Source organism: Methylorubrum sp. B1-46, assembly GCF_021117295.1.
In the GTDB taxonomy this organism is placed as follows: Bacteria; Pseudomonadota; Alphaproteobacteria; order Rhizobiales; family Beijerinckiaceae; genus Methylobacterium.
In genome coordinates this window covers 1,146,487-1,161,438 of the sequence record NZ_CP088247.1, presented here as the reverse complement: position 1 = coordinate 1,161,438, position 14,952 = coordinate 1,146,487, and the positions used below count along the sequence as shown (strand labels likewise).

At 66.6% G+C, this 14,952-nt stretch carries 10 protein-coding genes and 2 pseudogenes; 9 read left to right on the top strand and 3 right to left on the bottom strand.

Going from position 1 to position 14,952, the window contains the following annotated elements; genetic code table 11:
* Positions 1–197 precede the first annotated feature (197 nt).
* From LPC10_RS05630 to LPC10_RS05620, 3 genes are all read left to right on the top strand, one after another.
* Complete coding sequence (locus tag LPC10_RS05630; RefSeq protein ID WP_231346973.1) at positions 198–3,215, top strand: PAS domain S-box protein; 3,018 nt, start codon at positions 198–200, stop codon at positions 3,213–3,215.
* 215 nt (positions 3,216–3,430) lie between these two features.
* A complete protein-coding gene (locus LPC10_RS05625; protein ID WP_231345817.1) occupies positions 3,431–5,542 on the top strand; it encodes a TonB-dependent receptor in 2,112 nt (703 codons plus the stop codon).
* A complete protein-coding gene (locus LPC10_RS05620; protein ID WP_231345816.1) occupies positions 5,539–6,267 on the top strand; it encodes a DUF4198 domain-containing protein in 729 nt (242 codons plus the stop codon). Before LPC10_RS05625 ends, LPC10_RS05620 begins: the two co-directional genes overlap by 4 nt.
* A 711-nt stretch (positions 6,268–6,978) precedes the next feature.
* Here the strand turns inward: LPC10_RS05620 and LPC10_RS05615 are convergent.
* Positions 6,979–7,209, bottom strand: coding sequence for a hypothetical protein (locus tag LPC10_RS05615; RefSeq protein WP_231345815.1), 231 nt, complete (start codon positions 7,207–7,209; stop codon positions 6,979–6,981).
* A gap of 20 nt (positions 7,210–7,229) precedes the next feature.
* Between LPC10_RS05615 and LPC10_RS05610 the strand changes: the two genes are divergently transcribed.
* The 5 genes and pseudogenes from LPC10_RS05610 to LPC10_RS05590 all read left to right on the top strand — a co-directional run bounded on the left by LPC10_RS05610 (position 7,230) and on the right by LPC10_RS05590 (position 11,925).
* A protein-coding gene (locus LPC10_RS05610; protein WP_231345814.1) for an IS3 family transposase occupies positions 7,230–8,581 on the top strand; the annotation gives its coding sequence in 2 pieces (ribosomal slippage) (positions 7,230–7,565 and positions 7,568–8,581; 1,350 coding nt in all).
* Positions 8,582–8,657: 76 nt separating this feature from the next.
* Positions 8,658–8,810 (top strand): annotated as a pseudogene (locus tag LPC10_RS05605) (transposase domain-containing protein); the annotation flags it as partial.
* Between the two features lie 153 nt (positions 8,811–8,963).
* Positions 8,964–10,442 (top strand): amidase, encoded by a 1,479-nt coding sequence (locus LPC10_RS05600; protein ID WP_231345813.1) that lies wholly within the window; start codon positions 8,964–8,966, stop codon positions 10,440–10,442.
* 18 nt (positions 10,443–10,460) lie between these two features.
* Positions 10,461–11,579 carry a recombinase family protein gene (locus LPC10_RS25665; protein ID WP_370644661.1) on the top strand — a complete coding sequence of 373 codons (1,119 nt, stop codon included), beginning with the start codon at positions 10,461–10,463 and terminating at the stop codon, positions 11,577–11,579.
* A 25-nt stretch (positions 11,580–11,604) separates the two neighbouring features.
* Positions 11,605–11,925: a helix-turn-helix transcriptional regulator gene (locus LPC10_RS05590; protein ID WP_231345812.1), complete on the top strand. Its 321-nt coding sequence runs from the start codon at positions 11,605–11,607 to the stop codon at positions 11,923–11,925.
* A gap of 142 nt (positions 11,926–12,067) precedes the next feature.
* Here the strand turns inward: LPC10_RS05590 and LPC10_RS05585 are convergent, their stop codons facing one another.
* The gene (locus LPC10_RS05585) at positions 12,068–12,580 is read right to left on the bottom strand and encodes a hypothetical protein (RefSeq protein ID WP_231345811.1); all 513 of its coding nucleotides are present in this window, start codon (positions 12,578–12,580) and stop codon (positions 12,068–12,070) included.
* A gap of 40 nt (positions 12,581–12,620) precedes the next feature.
* Positions 12,621–13,711: pseudogene (locus LPC10_RS05580) on the bottom strand (IS3 family transposase); the annotation flags it as partial.
* Between the two features lie 62 nt (positions 13,712–13,773).
* Between LPC10_RS05580 and LPC10_RS05575 the strand changes: the two are divergent.
* Positions 13,774–14,921 (top strand): IS3-like element ISMch5 family transposase gene (locus LPC10_RS05575; protein WP_231343685.1). Its coding sequence is split into 2 segments (ribosomal slippage): positions 13,774–14,023 and positions 14,023–14,921, totalling 1,149 coding nucleotides; the frame shifts between segments, so codons are not numbered across the junction.
* The last annotated feature ends 31 nt before the right edge of the window (positions 14,922–14,952 follow it).

Here is a 14,952-nt window from a genome sequence, read left to right as displayed (position 1 = left end):
TAACCGGGGTGGCCGGTCACCGGTTGCCACTCAATGCAGCAAGAGAGTTGGCCGCGAGAGAGGTGTGACGGCAGAGTGGACGTCCTCGACGCCCTCCATCCATCGACGCGCCGCCATCGCCGTCCGATCGGCCTCACTTTCGCCTGAGCCGGCCCCGCATGGTGGAACAATCCGGTGCCACCAAGCCTGTCTGCACGATGAACCCCGCCCCGACGAGCGAGCGAGAGGCCGCGCGCCTTCAAGCCCTGGACCGTTACCGGTTGCTCGATACGCCGCGCGAGCGGGATTTCGACGAAATCGCGGAAGCCGCCGCCGAGCTGTGCGAGGCACCGATCGCCGTGGTCAACCTCGTCGGCGACGGGCGTCAGTTCTTCAAGGCGGAGGTCGGCCTCGGCGTGCGCGAGACGCCGCTTGAAACCTCGTTCTGCCGGCAGGCCATCCTGCACAACGACTTCCTCTATGTGCCGGACACGGTGCGCGACCCGCGCTTCGGCGGCAATCCCTTGGTCAGCGGCGAGCCCGGCCTGCGCTTCTACGCCGGAGCCTTGCTGAAGACCGCCGAGGGGCAGCCGATCGGAACGGTCTGCGTCCTCGACACCCGGCCGCGCAAACTTTCGGAGCGGCAGCGCCGCGGCCTGATGCGGCTCGCCCGCCAAGCCATGGCGCAGATGGAACTGCGCCGCGCGCTGCGGGAGCAGGCGGAGCAGCGCCTGCTGCACGAGCGCATCCTCGACAGCGCCACCGACTACGCGATCGTGGCGACCGATCCGGATGGTCGCGTCACCCGCTGGAACACCGGCGCCGAGCGCATCCTCGGCTGGACCGAGGCCGAGATGCTGGGGCAGGCGATCGACGCGTTCTTCACGCCCGAGGATCGCGCGGAGGGCCGGCCCGAAGTCGAGATGCGCCTGGCGAGGGAGAACGGCAGCGCCCCGAACGAGCGCTGGCACATCCGCCGGGACGGAACCCGCTTCTGGGCCTCGGGCGAGATGATGCCGCTGACCGCCGAGGGCGGCGCCCTCATCGGCTACCTCAAGATCCTGCGCGACCGCACCGGGCCGCGCGCCTCGGAGGCGGCGCTGCGGGACAGCGAGATGCGCTACCGCTCCCTGGTCGAGGTCAGCCCGCAGGTGGTGTGGTTCGGCGACGAGGCCGGCAACATCACCTACTGCAACGCCTACTGGTACGATTACACGGGGCTGCCCCCCGGCGAGACCGGCGAGGCGAGCTGGATGGGGGTGATCCACCCCGATCACCGCGAGCGCGTCCGCGACGCGTGGCTCGCGGCGGCGCGGAGCAAGAGCCCTTACGAGGTCGAGTTCCCGCTTCGCCGGGCCGACGGGCAGTATCGCTGGTTCCTCTCGCGGGCGCGGCCCGTGCGCGACGAGGCGGGCCAGCTCAGGAGCTGGATCGGCACCACCCTCGACATCCACGAGCGCAAGGTGGCCGAGGAGCGCTTCGAGGCGCTCACCGAACTCGCTCCGGCGATCATCTGGTTCGGCAATCCGGACGGCAGCCTCAGCTACCTGAACGACCGCTGGTACGCCTATACCGGCCAGACGCCGGAACAGGCGCTGCCGCTCGGCTGGGGCGAGGCGATCCACCCGGACGATCTTGATGGTCTGCTCCGGGCCTGGGACACGGCGCGACACCGCGAGATCGTCTACGATACCGAGGCGCGCCTGCGGCGCCGGGACGGGACCTACCGCTGGTTCCTGATCCGCGCCGAGCCGCTGCGGGACGCGGGCGGCGCGGTGGTCGGCTGGCTCGGCAGCAACAGCGAGATCCACGACCGCCGCCAGGCCGAGGAGGATCTGCGCAAGGCGCAGGAGCAACTCTACCTCGCCGTCGAGGCCACCGGGACCGGCATCTTCGACTACGACCTCGTCACCGACACGCTCGAATGGGACGCGCGGACCCGCGCCCTGTTCGGCCTGAGGCCGGAGGCGCCCGTCAGCTACGCGGTCTTCCTGGCGGGGCTGCATCTGGACGATCGGGATTGGGTCCATGCGGCGGTTCAGGCCGCCCTCGATCCGGCCGGCAGCGGCCGCTACGACATCGCCTTCCGGACCGTCGGCCTGGAGGACGGCGTCGAGCGCTGGGTGGCGGCCAAGGGGCAGGCCTTCTCCGCCGAAGGCCGCGCCGTGCGCTTCATCGGCACCGCGCGCGACGTCACGCAGAGCCGGCGCGCCGAGCAGGTTCTGCGCGAAACCGAGGAGCGCTACCGCCTCGCGGCGCGCGCCACCAACGACGCGATCTGGGACTGGAACCTCGCCACGAACCACGTCCTCTGGAACGAAGCGCTGACGGTCGCCCACGGCTATGCGCCGGAGGCGGTCGATCCGACCGGCGATTGGTGGATCGCCCACATCCACCCCGACGACCGGGCGCGGATCGACGCCTCGATCCACGCCGTCATCGACGGGACCGGCACCGCCTGGAGCGACGAGTACCGCTTCCTGCGCGCGGATGGCACCTACGCCGACATCCTCGACCGGGGCTACGTCATCCGGGACGGGCAGGGACAGGGAACGGCGGTGCGGATGATCGGGGCGATGCTCGACATCAGCGAGCGCAAGCGGGCCGAGGAGCACCAGCGCCTGCTTACCGGCGAGCTGCAGCACCGGGTCAAGAACACGCTCGCCCTCGTCCAGGCGATCGCCAGCCAGACCTTCCGTAACGCCTCGGACCCGGAGGCCGCGCGCGAAGCCTTCGCCGCGCGCCTGATCTCGCTCGGCCGCGCGCACGACATCCTGACCCGATCGAGCTGGACCGAGGCGCCGATCCTCGAGGTCGTCGAGGGGGCTCTGGCGGTCCATCGGGGGGCCGCCGCGGCGCGCATCCGCGCGAGCGGGCCGGGGGTGCTCCTCGGGGCCAGGGCGGCGCTCTCGCTGGCGCTCGCCCTGCACGAGCTGGCCACCAACGCGGCCAAGTACGGCGCCCTCTCGAACGAGGCGGGATGTGTCGATCTGCGCTGGCACGTCGTGCACGAGGGCGAGACACCCCGCTTCTGCCTGACATGGTCCGAGCAGGGCGGGCCGCCGATCCTGACCCAGCCCTCGCGCCGCGGCTTCGGCTCGCGCCTGATCGAGCGCAGCTTCGCCGCCGAGGTCGGCGGCGAGGTCAAGCTCACCTATGCGCCGGCTGGCCTGATCTGCCGCCTGGAGGCGCCGCTCGCATCGATGCAGGAGCCGCGCAACGAGGCCGCGGCCTGAGGCGATGAGACGGCAACGTCCGGTTCGTGAAGCGGACCGATCATCGCGTCGGTCTTCATAAGCAGGGACAGGCGTCCTCGTCGTCGGTTCTCGACCAGCAATTGTTAGATCGAAATTCGCTCCGGCGAAGCGTGGGTATGAAAAACTTCTGACTTGTGCATACCGACTATTTGCGATCTAGTACGGCCCGGATGACTTGAGCCCTGGGTTGCGCGATGTCGCCGCTCCTGACGCGCCTGCTCGCATCGGCCGGCGCCCTCGGCTGCACCACGCTCCCCGGTCACGCGCTCGATCCGGCCGCGGTGGAGCTGGAGGAATTGCAAGTCACGGCGCAATCCGCATCGACGAGTCCGGTGACGACGATCTCCGGCCCGCCCCCGAACCTGAAGGCCGCCCTGTCCCCCTCGGTCTCGGCCCTGCCGGGCAACACCACGGTGATCGATGCCGCAGAGATCGCCCGTCTGCCGGTGCAGAGCTACGGCGACCTTTTCCGCCCCGTGGCCGGTTTTGATGTCTCGAATTACGGCCAGGGCGGCGTCGGCTACGGCATCGCTTTGCGCGGCTTCAGCGACGCCGAGCACGGCCGCGACGTGGCTGTCTTGATCGACGGCGTGCCGATCAACGAGGTCTCCTCGATCCACACCCCGAACTACGTCGATCTCAATCCGCTGATCCCCGAGACGATCGCCTCCATCAGCATCGTGCGCGGGCCGTTCTCGGTCGAGGCGGGCGATGCCAATCTCGGCGGCGCGATCTTCATCGACACCAAGCGGGCGGAGCCGTTCTCGACGCTGGGCGTGTCGGGCGGCTCCTTCGGCACGGCGCGCGGGCTCGCCACCTTCAGCCAAGTCGGCCCCGGCCTCCAGCCCTTCCTCGCCTACGAGGGCTACGGCACGGGCGGCTATCGCGACAATGGTGATCTCGGGCGCTACAACGCCTTCAACAAGGTCACGATTCCCCTCGATCTCGGCTCCAGCTTGTCGCTGCGGGTGCAGATGTACGGCACGGGTTTCGGGCAGCCGGGCTATCTGGAGCGCGACCGCGTGCGGGCCGGCCTCGTCTCGCCGCGCGCGGCGACCAACCTCACCGATGGCGGCGGCAAGACCCTGCAGACCTTCGTGGCCAACTACGTCAACGGATCGCCGGACGATGCGCTGTCGGCGCTTCTTTATGCCAGCCACGACGTGTTCAGCCGCTTCTCGGATTTCGGTGCCGGCCAGCGCGGACAGGTCGAGGAGCGCGAGACCGCGGGCGGGCGCATCCGCAAGGTCTGGACGACGCGCCTGTTCGACGCCCTGCCGGCCCAGATTCTCGTCGGCGGCGATTGGCGCACCGACGCGCTCGACGTGAACACCGGCCCCTCGGTGGCGCGCAGCTTCACCGCGCGCAGCCTCGATCTCGACATCCTCCAGCATAACCTCGCGGCCTATGCGCAGGTGCAGGCCAAGCCGGCGCCCTGGCTGAAGCTGACCGGCGGCGCCCGCTTCGACCAGTTCTTCTACGACGTGCGCAACAATCTCGATCCCGCCCTCTCGCCCAAGGTCAGCCCCAACGTGGTCTCGCCCAAAGGTGGGGCGGCGCTCACGCCCTTCGACTGGCTGGAGCTGTTCGCCAATTACGGCCAGGGCTTCCGCAGCCCGTCCGCGTCGAGCGAATTGACCGGCAACCCCCGCCTCACCCCGTTGACGATCGAGAGCACGGAGGGCGGCGGCCGGCTCGTGTTCGACCGCCTCAGCCTCCTCGGCACCGTGTTCTTCACCGACATCGCCAACGAGGTGTTCCAGCCCGCGCCCGGACTGCCGGTGCAGAACCTCGGCAAGTCGCGCCGCGACGGCTTCGAGATCGAAGCGAAGGTGCTCGCCTACCGCGAGGGCCTCGACCGGGTCGCCGTCTTCGCCAACTATTCGGGCGTCTCCGCCCGGCTGCTCAACGGGGCGCCGTCGATCTTCGTCCCCAACGTGCCGGCCTTCCTCGCCACCGTAGGCGCCGAGTTCGACGTCGGCGCCCCGGCCGCGCTCGGCCCCGGCCGCCTGACCGGCGCGGCCTACCTGTCCTACACGGGAGCCAAGCCGCTGACCGAGGACGGGGGCTTGCGCTCATCGCCCTATCCGCGGGTGAGCGGCCGGATCGCCTACATCCACGAGAGCGGCTGGACCACCTACGGGCAGGCCACTTGGTATCCGGGCGACCGCACCAGCGAGAGCATCTTCAATTTCGGTTCGTCGGTCTCCGCCGTGGCCGCGGACATCTTCACCAGCCCGCAGCCGCGCCTGACGCTGCTGGCCGGCATCACCTACGGCTTTGCAACGGGAGTACCAACACAATGAAACGCATCGCCCTCTTGGCCGCCGCCTTCCTCGCCCTCGGCGCACCGGCCTCCGCCCACGACATCTGGCTCGACCCGACCGGCAGCGGTGTGCAGGTCCTCTACGGACATCCCCACGAGCCGGAACTGCCGAGCGCGGGCAAGCTGATGAGCCTGACCGCCTACGAGCCGTCCGGCGCGGTGGTGTTGAAGGCCAAGCTGGAATCCGGCCCGGCGCTCAGGGCCGCGCATCAGGGCGACGCGCTGTTCGCGGCCGCCTACGACAACGGCTACTGGGTGCGCCTGCCCGACGGCAGCTACCGCAATGCCAGCAAGCGGATGCTGCCGCAGGCCGACAAGAGCCTGTGGTCGGTCAAGTTCGCCAAGGCGGTCTCCGGCCCGGCGGCACCGTGGGACAAGATCGTCGGCCAACCGCTGGAGATCGTTCCGCTGGAACCGCCGACTTCGGCCTCGGGTCAGATCCGGGTGCGGGTGCTGTTCGAGGGCCGTCCGCTCAACGGGGCCAGCGTGGTCGCCACCGACGGCGTGACCTTCAAGAGCGATGCGGATCAGGCCCGCGCCACGACGGATGCCGAAGGCGTGGCGGTCGTCGCGCTGCGCCGCGCCGGCCCGCAGGTTCTCGGCGTCAGCCACCGCGTCACCCCTTCGCAAACCCCGGCGCTCGCCGATTCGGACAGCTACGGCGCGACCCTCGCCTTCACCGTGACCGACCCGAAGACCAACTGAGCGAGGGGGGATCGCGGGGGCATCGACCCCGATCGACCGCCGCACCAGTCCATGAAAGTTGGGGCGCATCGGTTTTCCGATGCGCCCCTTCGATTGTCCCGGCGAGACGGCGCTCGCGCTCGGAGATGTCGACGGCAGCGACATCTCCGATGCGGACTCACGGTTCAGGAGCAGCCCGTCGTCGAGCGCCCTGTACAATATGGTGTAGGACGCATCTGTGTGTATGTAGAATGGGTTAGCTTACGGCATATGCTGCCGACTTATGCCGAAGCTGCCGTCTAGCGCCTATCAAATCCCCGACTGTGAGCCCGCTGCCGCGGCATCGAGCCACGCCTGCTGCAAAAGGGACTTTCCAGTGTTCTCCGAAGCAGATCACCGGAATGCAGTTGGCAGTGTGCTACCAACCCCGCACTCCGGTTGGTGTCCGACGACACCGAGCCGAACTTTTGCAAGTCCGGAACTTTCATTCTCCTACGCCTGAGGAGGTGCCGTACTGGTTCCTTGCCCAGGGGAGGGGCCAGCCATCCGGGACGACCTCAAGGCACGCTCCGCTCTACGGCCTTGACCCCGACCCGGACGGCCGGCGTAGAACTGTCATCGCCTTCGACGCCCCAGAGGGCGTGGAAGGCCGCATCTTACGACACTCAGGCCTTCCAGCGTGTCCGCGCAAAAGGGAACCCTTTTGAGCGTCGCGCCGGTTCGGGGGTCCTCTTACGCCGTGCGCTTCTTGGTCCGCTGTATCATCGAGATGTCGACCGCGTAGCTGTGGGTTAGGCCGGTGAGGGCTTTCTCGTCTGTGAAACGCTGCCGCGCGTCGACCTGCTGTGCGAGGGTCAACCGGCCGAACGACCTGTGTGCGCGCCGTGCCTTGGCGCGACTGTCCGCCGTCAGCACTCCTGAGACATACTGAGGGTCTTCACGAACGGAGGATGGCTGGTTCATCGTCGCCTCCAGGAGCGAAGATGAAACAGACGTCCGGGCCGGTACGGAAGCCGGCAGAAGCCGTGATCAAGGACATCCGCCGCGCGACACGCCGGCAGTTCTCGGCCGAGGAGAAGATCCGCATCGTGCTGGAAGGCCTGCGCGGTGAAGACAGCATCGCCGAGCTGTGCCGGCGTGAGGGCATCGCCAGCTCGATGTACTACGGCTGGTCCAAGGAGTTCTTGGAGGCCGGCAAGAAGCGGCTGGCCGGCGACACGGCCCGCGCCGCGACCGCTGATGAGGTCCAAGATCTGCGCCGCGAGGCGGGTGCGCTGAAGGAAGTCGTGGCCGACCTCGTCCTGGAGAACCGCCTGCTGAAAAAAAGCATGACCGCGGCTGGGGGCGACGAGGCATGAGGTACCCGGCCTCTGAGAAGCTGGAGATCATCCAGTTGGTCGAGCAGTCTCACCTGCCGGTGCGCGCTACCCTGGAGAAGCTCGCCATCCCGCGCGCCACCTTCTACCGCTGGTATGACGCCTTCCAGTGCGGCGGCCCCGAGGCATTGGCGGATCGTCCCTCGCGGCCCAGCCGGGTCTGGAACCGTCTGCCGACAGAGATCCGCGAGCAGATCGTCGCCCTCGCACTGGAGGAGCCAGAGCTCAGCCCGCGCGAGCTGGCGGTGCGCTTCACCGACGAGCGGCGCTACTTCGTCTCGGAGGCAACCGTCTACCGCCTGCTCAAAGCCCAGGACCTGATCACCAGCCCGGCCTACATCGTCGTCAAAGCCGCCGATGCGTTCCACGACAAGACGACCGCACCCAACCAGCTCTGGCAGACGGACTTCACCTACCTGAAGGTCGTGGGATGGGGGTGGTACTACCTCTCGACCGTGCTCGACGACTTCTCGCGCTACATCGTGGCGTGGAAGCTGTGCACGACGATGCAGGTTGGCGACGTCACCGCCACGCTCGACCTTGCGCTGGCGGCGGCCGGGCTCGACCATGTGCAGGTGGCGCATCGGCCACGGCTGCTCACCGACAACGGATCGAGCTACGTCGCGGGTGATCTGGCCGACTGGCTCGGCAGTCAGGGTATGACCCACATCCGCGGTGCCCCGCGCCATCCGCAGACGCAGGGCAAGATCGAGCGCTGGCACCAGACGCTCAAGAACCGCATTCTACTCGAACACGCTTACCTGCCCGGCGAACTCGAGGCGCGTGTGGCCGCCTTCGTCGAGCACTATAACCATCTCCGGGCTCACGAGAGCCTGGGCAACCTCACCCCTGCCGACGTCTACTTCGGCCGCGGCGAGACGATCTTGCGTGAACGGGCGCGGATCAAGCGTCAGACCCTCATGGATCGCCGCTTGCGCCATTACGCGCAGGCTGCCTAACCTCTCAACCCAGGTGGACCAGAGCCTCCGTTCCTGAGCACCTCAAAGCGTCTCAAATCATCTGACAACGGACAATACCCTGATCGAGACGGCCAAGCTGAACCGGCTCGATCCCGAGGCCTACCTGCGCGACGTGCTCACGCGCATCGCCGATCACCCGGCCAAGCGGCTGGCCGATCTGCTGCCCTGGAACTGGACGCCCGCCCTGCCGGCTGCGCACGCTGCCTGACCGGTCCGCCCATCACCGAGCGCTTACACGCGAAACAGCGGCAAGGAACCATCTATGAAACTCTAGCTTGAACTGAAAAGCTTCACCCGCGGACTCGATCGCGGCCCCGCAATGGAGACTGCCATGCCCAGCCGCCGTGACGTTGTCAGAGGTATGAGCCAGGTGAGCGCGGCTTTCTTCGTAGGGGGAAGAGCTTTTGCGGCACCAGTTGATGAGGAGATTGCCTGGATACCGGCGACGAGTCTGATCCCGGCCTTCCGTTCGGGCGAGATATCTCCCGTCGCGGTGCTAGAGGCGCAGATCCGGCGGATCAATCGCCTGAACGGTAAGGTGAACTGTATTACCTACCAGCATTTTGATGAGGCGCTCGCCGCTGCTCGAGAGTCGGAGCGCCGCTACCGCTCCGGCATCCCGCGCCCGCTAGAAGGCATCACCGTAGCGGTGAAGGACGAGTATGCCGTTAAGGGATGGGTGACCACGATGGGCACCCTGCTCCGGAGGAATGCTCCGCCCGAGCAGGCCGACGGCCCGGTGATTGAGCGGCTGCGCGCGGCCGGGGCCCTGTTCCCGATCCAGACGACAGTTCCAGAGTTCTACTCGTGGGTGACGACGGCGACTCGATTGTGGGGGATCACGCGTAATCCGTGGAACTTGCAATACACGCCGGGCGGTTCATCCGGCGGCTCCGGCGCCGCGCTAGCGGCTGGGTTCGCGACTTTGGCTCTCGGGTCAGACATGGGCGGATCGATCCGCATTCCTGCCTCCCAATGTGGGTTGTACGGCTTCAAGCCGCCCTTCGGCCGCGTTCCGACGAGCGAGATCGTGTACGAAACGCAGGGTCCGCTCGCTCGGACTTTCGACGACCTCAATTTATTCACTCAAGCCATGGTCGGCCCCCACCCCATGGTGCATTCGTCGCTCGCGCCGCGCCTCGACTTTCCGAAGACCTACGGTCCGATCGAGGGTTGGAGGATCGCCTTCGATCCAGCTTCTGGGTTGGCGCCGTTGGACCCGTCGGTCCGCGATGCCTTGGACCGCGGTCTCGCGCAGCTGCGCGCGCTTGGCGCAAGCATCGAGCAAGTGGATCTCGAGTTCCGTGCGTCAGACTTCCAGACCTTCAACTTTGGCTTGTTCTCGACCGCAATGGGCGCGCTGATATCCCAGGCGAGGCGCGACCCAGAGAAGCTGACACCGTATGTGCGCGAAGGGATAGAAAAGGCCAGTCATCTAGGGCCCGATGAGCAGGCGGCAGCCGAGACGCTTCTCGCGCGCTATAATCGCCGTGTGCAGGAGCAGGTTTTCCAGCGCGGTTGCCGGGCGCTGATCATGCCGACGCTAGCGACGTCCCTTATTCCGGCCGAACATGGTCTGAATCCCGCGAACGACAGCGTCACCGTCGACGGCAATCAGGTGCGCGGTCTGACCTTCCTATTCACTTGGCCATGGAACTTGCTGAGTCGTTATCCAGTCGTTGCTGTTCCACTTGGTCTCGGCCCTTACAACATGCCCATCGGCATGCAGATTATTGGCGACCGGTTCGACGATCTTGGTGCCTTCCAGGTTGCCTCTGCATATTCGCGCGCGGCTCCGCCGCTTTATGCCGGCCAGGAGTTTCCCAAATTTGAGGGCTGAGTGAGGGCTAACGCCAGGATGGGACGACGGTCGAGCGCGTCGGTGCCTTTGCCGGTCTCGACCTCGGTCAGTTCACGAGCGAGGGTGAAACCTTCGGTCTCGCAGAACCGGAGCACCGCTGCGCGCTGCGCTTCAAGGCCGAGACCGGAACGACCCTGCCGAGCGGTGCTCAACCCGGTAGTAGGCGACGACCTTCGCGGTGCCGAGCATCGCGTCAAATCCTTGGTGATGTCCGATACCTCGGACGATACAGCCGTAAGCGCCGCCACCGAGCGCTTACTGTTGATCAGCTATGCGCGCGTTTCCACCGAAGACCAAGACCCGCAATATCAGCTAGACGTTCTGAAGGCGGCCGGCTGCGTCCAGGTGTTCCAGGATCGCGCCAGTGGGGCGACGTTGAGCCGTGCCGCCCTCGACCAAGCGCTTGCCGCCCGGCTGCACGCTCGTCGCCTGGAAGCTGGATCGCGTCGGCCGCACTGGCTCGAAACCGTACGGACCATTGTCGACCTCGACCGGCGCGGTATCGAGTTCCGATCGCTCACCGAGTCGTTCGACAGGATGGCCGTGCCGATGGAGTGTGAGCTCCTGGTCCTTGTAGGAGAGGGTGCCGCTGGAGAGCCCGACCCGCATCACGTTGTCGTTGAAGGCGGCGACCTCGGGCCAGCCCTCCCGCACCTTGGAGCCGACCAGTTCGGGATGCCGGCCGGCCGCGAAGACGGAGTAGGCGACGTTGTAGAGCATGATGCCGTCCTCGCCCCACAGCATCACCATGGGCACGGGGGAGCGGAGCAGAGTCGAGGTCGCGGTCCTGAGGCTTTGCGGCCAAGCGTCGATGGGGCCGAGCGAGGTCTGGGACCAGTCCCGCGCCGCGATAAGTTGGCCGCAGCTGCCGCTGGCGAGCAGAGTGTCGCGAAAAGCATCGGCCCGGGCGTCGGCCAAGGTCGTCCTCTTGAGGATGGGATTGAACGGCGCGGGGCTGAACACCCTGCCTATGGCATCCATGAGAAGCGTTCAGGAGCCGATCCGTTGCACGCACTCTCGTCGAAGACGGCTCTCTGCGTCGGCTGCAACGGGCGGAAACGCTCCAAGGGGCATCGCGCTTGCACGCGAGCAGATGATCGATATCCTATACACTGAGGCCAGCGACGTATGGGATACCGTCATGCAGACGCGTGCAATCCTCAACTCCGACGAACTCGACAGCTTACGCCTGCTCGGTCAAAGGGTCCGCCTCGCTCGACTGCGGCGGAACCTTACTCAGCAGGAACTGGGCGAACGGATGGGGGTGGGCAGGCTGACCGTCGTATCGCTGGAGAAGGGGCGTCCGGGCGTGAGCCTGTCGACGGCGCTGAAGGCGCTGACCGTCTTCGGCTACACGGACAGGCTCGGGAAGCTGCTTGAGGTCGATCCGCTCGGGGAGGAGCTTGAGGTCGCCACGGGCCGGCAGCGCGCCAGCCACGTCTCTGGCGTCGCCGACTTCTGAGCCACGTGAAGCGCAAACGCCATCGGAGCTTCGGCCCGGTACCCATCTCGGTCAGTTCAGCGGCCGAGCCGCGCACGAGACTGGCGTTGCCCGTTCCGGCGAGGCTGGATCAGTCCGCGGCGGCCTTCAGGCCAGTTTGCGTTCAGCGAGTGGAATCAACTTCGACGACGAAGCCTTCATCGAACCTGGGATTGCTGCCCTCCTCGCCGCGCGGGTTCGAGAGGATCCGGGTTCCGTATCCGGGAACAAAGTCGACTGTCCGATGAACGTGTCCGCAGATCCAAAGGTCGGCAACACCCACGTCGGTCAGATAGGTTAGATCGGAGGCGGACGCGGCGGCAGCTGGGTGGCTCTGCAGGTGGATCGGCAGGACGTCCACATGCGGTGCAAAGTGCGTCACGACGATCCGTGGCCCGGACGGCGCTGCATCGGGATCGAGGATCTCGCTGAGCACGCAGCGCTCGGCTTCATGCAGTCGGACGATGTCGCTGCCTCTGGCAGGAATGATGCTGCCGGCATCGCGGATGCCGATCGGTTCGCCGAACTCGCGCGGATAGAGGAGCTCACCTGCGGGTTGGTTCAGTCGTAGGTCGGTCCAGAGCGTACCACCGGCGAAATGCCCGTCAGAGAGTTCGACCCAGCCTTGGCCGTCCAAGAAGGTTGATCGGCCCCCACGGGGTGGTCCAAGTTCGAAGTTAGTGCAGGGTTGGCCTTTGCTCCACGGATAGCTTGGCCGGCGGAGCCGACCGGGTGAGCGCAGCCGGCCAAGCGGTGAAGGCCGGCACGAACACCTCCGGGGCTGGCGGCCGGTAGCCGAGCGAGGCGTGCGGGCGCACGCTGTTGTAGTGTCGACGCCAACTCTCGATCACGATCTGTGCCTCCTTGAGCGTGTAGAAGATCTCACCGTTCAACAGCTCGTCCCGTAGTCGTGCGTTGAAGCTCTCGACGTAACCGTTCTCCCATGGCGAGCCGGGTGCGATGTAGGCTGTTCTGGCGCCGACACCGGTGATCCAGGCCTGCACGGACTTGGCGATGAACTCCGGACCGTTGTCCGAGCGGATATGGCCGGGCACGCCGCGCAGGATGAACAAGTCAGACAGCACGTCGATCACGTCCGCCGCCTTGAGCTTGCGTGCGACGCGGATCGCCAGGCACTCGCGCGTGAACTCATCGACCACGTTGAGCATCCGGAACCGGCGCCCGTCATGGGTGCGCGCTTCGACAAAGTCGTAGGACCAGACGTGATTGCGGTGCTCCGCCCGCAGTCGCAGGCAGGAACCATCCCCGTCCCAAATGCGGCCGCGCTTGGGTTGCCGAGCCGGGATCTTCAGCCCCTCGCGCCGCCAGATCCGCTCGACCCGCTTGTCGTTGACCAGCCAGCCGGCCGCCTTCAGCAACGCGCTGATCTTCCGATAGCCGTAGCGACCATACCGCTCCGCCAGCTCGACAAGATCGGCTGTGAGAGCGGCCTCGTCGTTTCTCCCTCGCGGCGCCTTGCGCTGCGTCGAGCGATGCTGCCCGAGCGCCCGGCAGGCCCGGCGCTCGGACACCTTCATCGTCTGCACGATGTGCTCGACACACGCTCGTCGGCGCGCGGGGCTCAGAAGTTTCCCTTTGCCACCTCCTGCAGGATCAACTTGTCGAGCGTGAGGTCGGCAATCGCCTTGCGCAGCCGCTGGTTCTCGACCTCCAAATCCTTCATCCGCCGGACCTGATCCGTCTTCAGGCCGCCGAACTCCTTGCGCCAGCGATAGTACGTCACCTCGGTCACACCGAGGGCTCGGATTGGCCTGCTGCCGGTTTCACGGACACCCTGTTTAGGTGTGAAGGTGAAGCCGGAGGTGCTCCATGCAGCGTCGCAAGTTCGGACGTGAGTTCAAGATCGAGGCGGTTCGACTGATTCGGGAACGTGGTGTCAGTGTCGCGCAGGCCGCGCGCGATCTCGATGTTCACGAGACGATGCTGCACCGGTGGGTGAGGCAGGCGGCGGCCGATCCCCAACACGCTTTTCCCGGTCAGGGGCAGATGAAGCCCGAGCAGATCGAGATCGACCGGCTGCGCAAGGAGGTCGCTCGTCTAAAAGCGGAGCGTGATATCCTAAAAAAGGCCGCCGCATACTTTGCGAGGGACGCGATATGAAGTTCGCGTTCATCGCAAAGCATCGTGCTGTCTGGCCAGTTGCCTGGATGTGCGCGGCGCTGGGTGTCTCGCGCTCCGGCTTCCACGCTTGGCTCACCCGGCAGCCTAGCCGACGCACACGGGACGACGAAGCTATCCTGAGCAAGGCCCACGCGAGCTTCGTGGCCAGCGACCGCACCTACGGCGCGAGGCGCGTCTGGCGCGATGTGCTCGCCCAGGGCGTGTCATGCGGGCTGCACCGCATCGAGCGGATCATGCGCGAGAATGCCTTGCGAGCGCGACCGCGCCGACGGGGCCTGCCAAAGGACGAAGGTGAGCGGGCCGCTGCCTCGCCCAATCTCCTGGAGCGGCGGTTCGCGGCCGACGCTCCGAACCGGAAGTGGATCGCCGACTTCACGTATATCTGGACCGCCGAGGGCTGGCTCTACGTCGCCGCCGTCATCGATCTGTTCTCGCGCCGTGTCGTGGGCTGGTCGATGCAGGCCAGTATGACGGCTCAACTCGTGACAGATGCGCTCGTCATGGCGATCTGGCGCAGAGGCAAGCCGGATGCCTTGCTGCATCACTCGGACCAGGGCTCGCAATACACGAGCGAAGCCTTCCAGCGTCAAATGACCGAGCACGGCGTGACCTGCTCGATGAGCCGTTCGGGCAACGTCTGGGACAACGCGGCAATGGAGAGCTTCTTCTCCTCGCTGAAGACCGAGCGCACCGCCCGACGGACCTACCGGACGCGGGATGAAGCCCGTGCAGACGTGTTCGATTCCATCGAGCGCTTCTACAACCTGGCGCGGCGGCACTCGACCTTGGGCTACCTCAGCCCCGTCGAGTTCGAAAACCGAACCCAATTAGCTTAGGACGGTGTCCAACAAACCGGCAGCAGGCCAC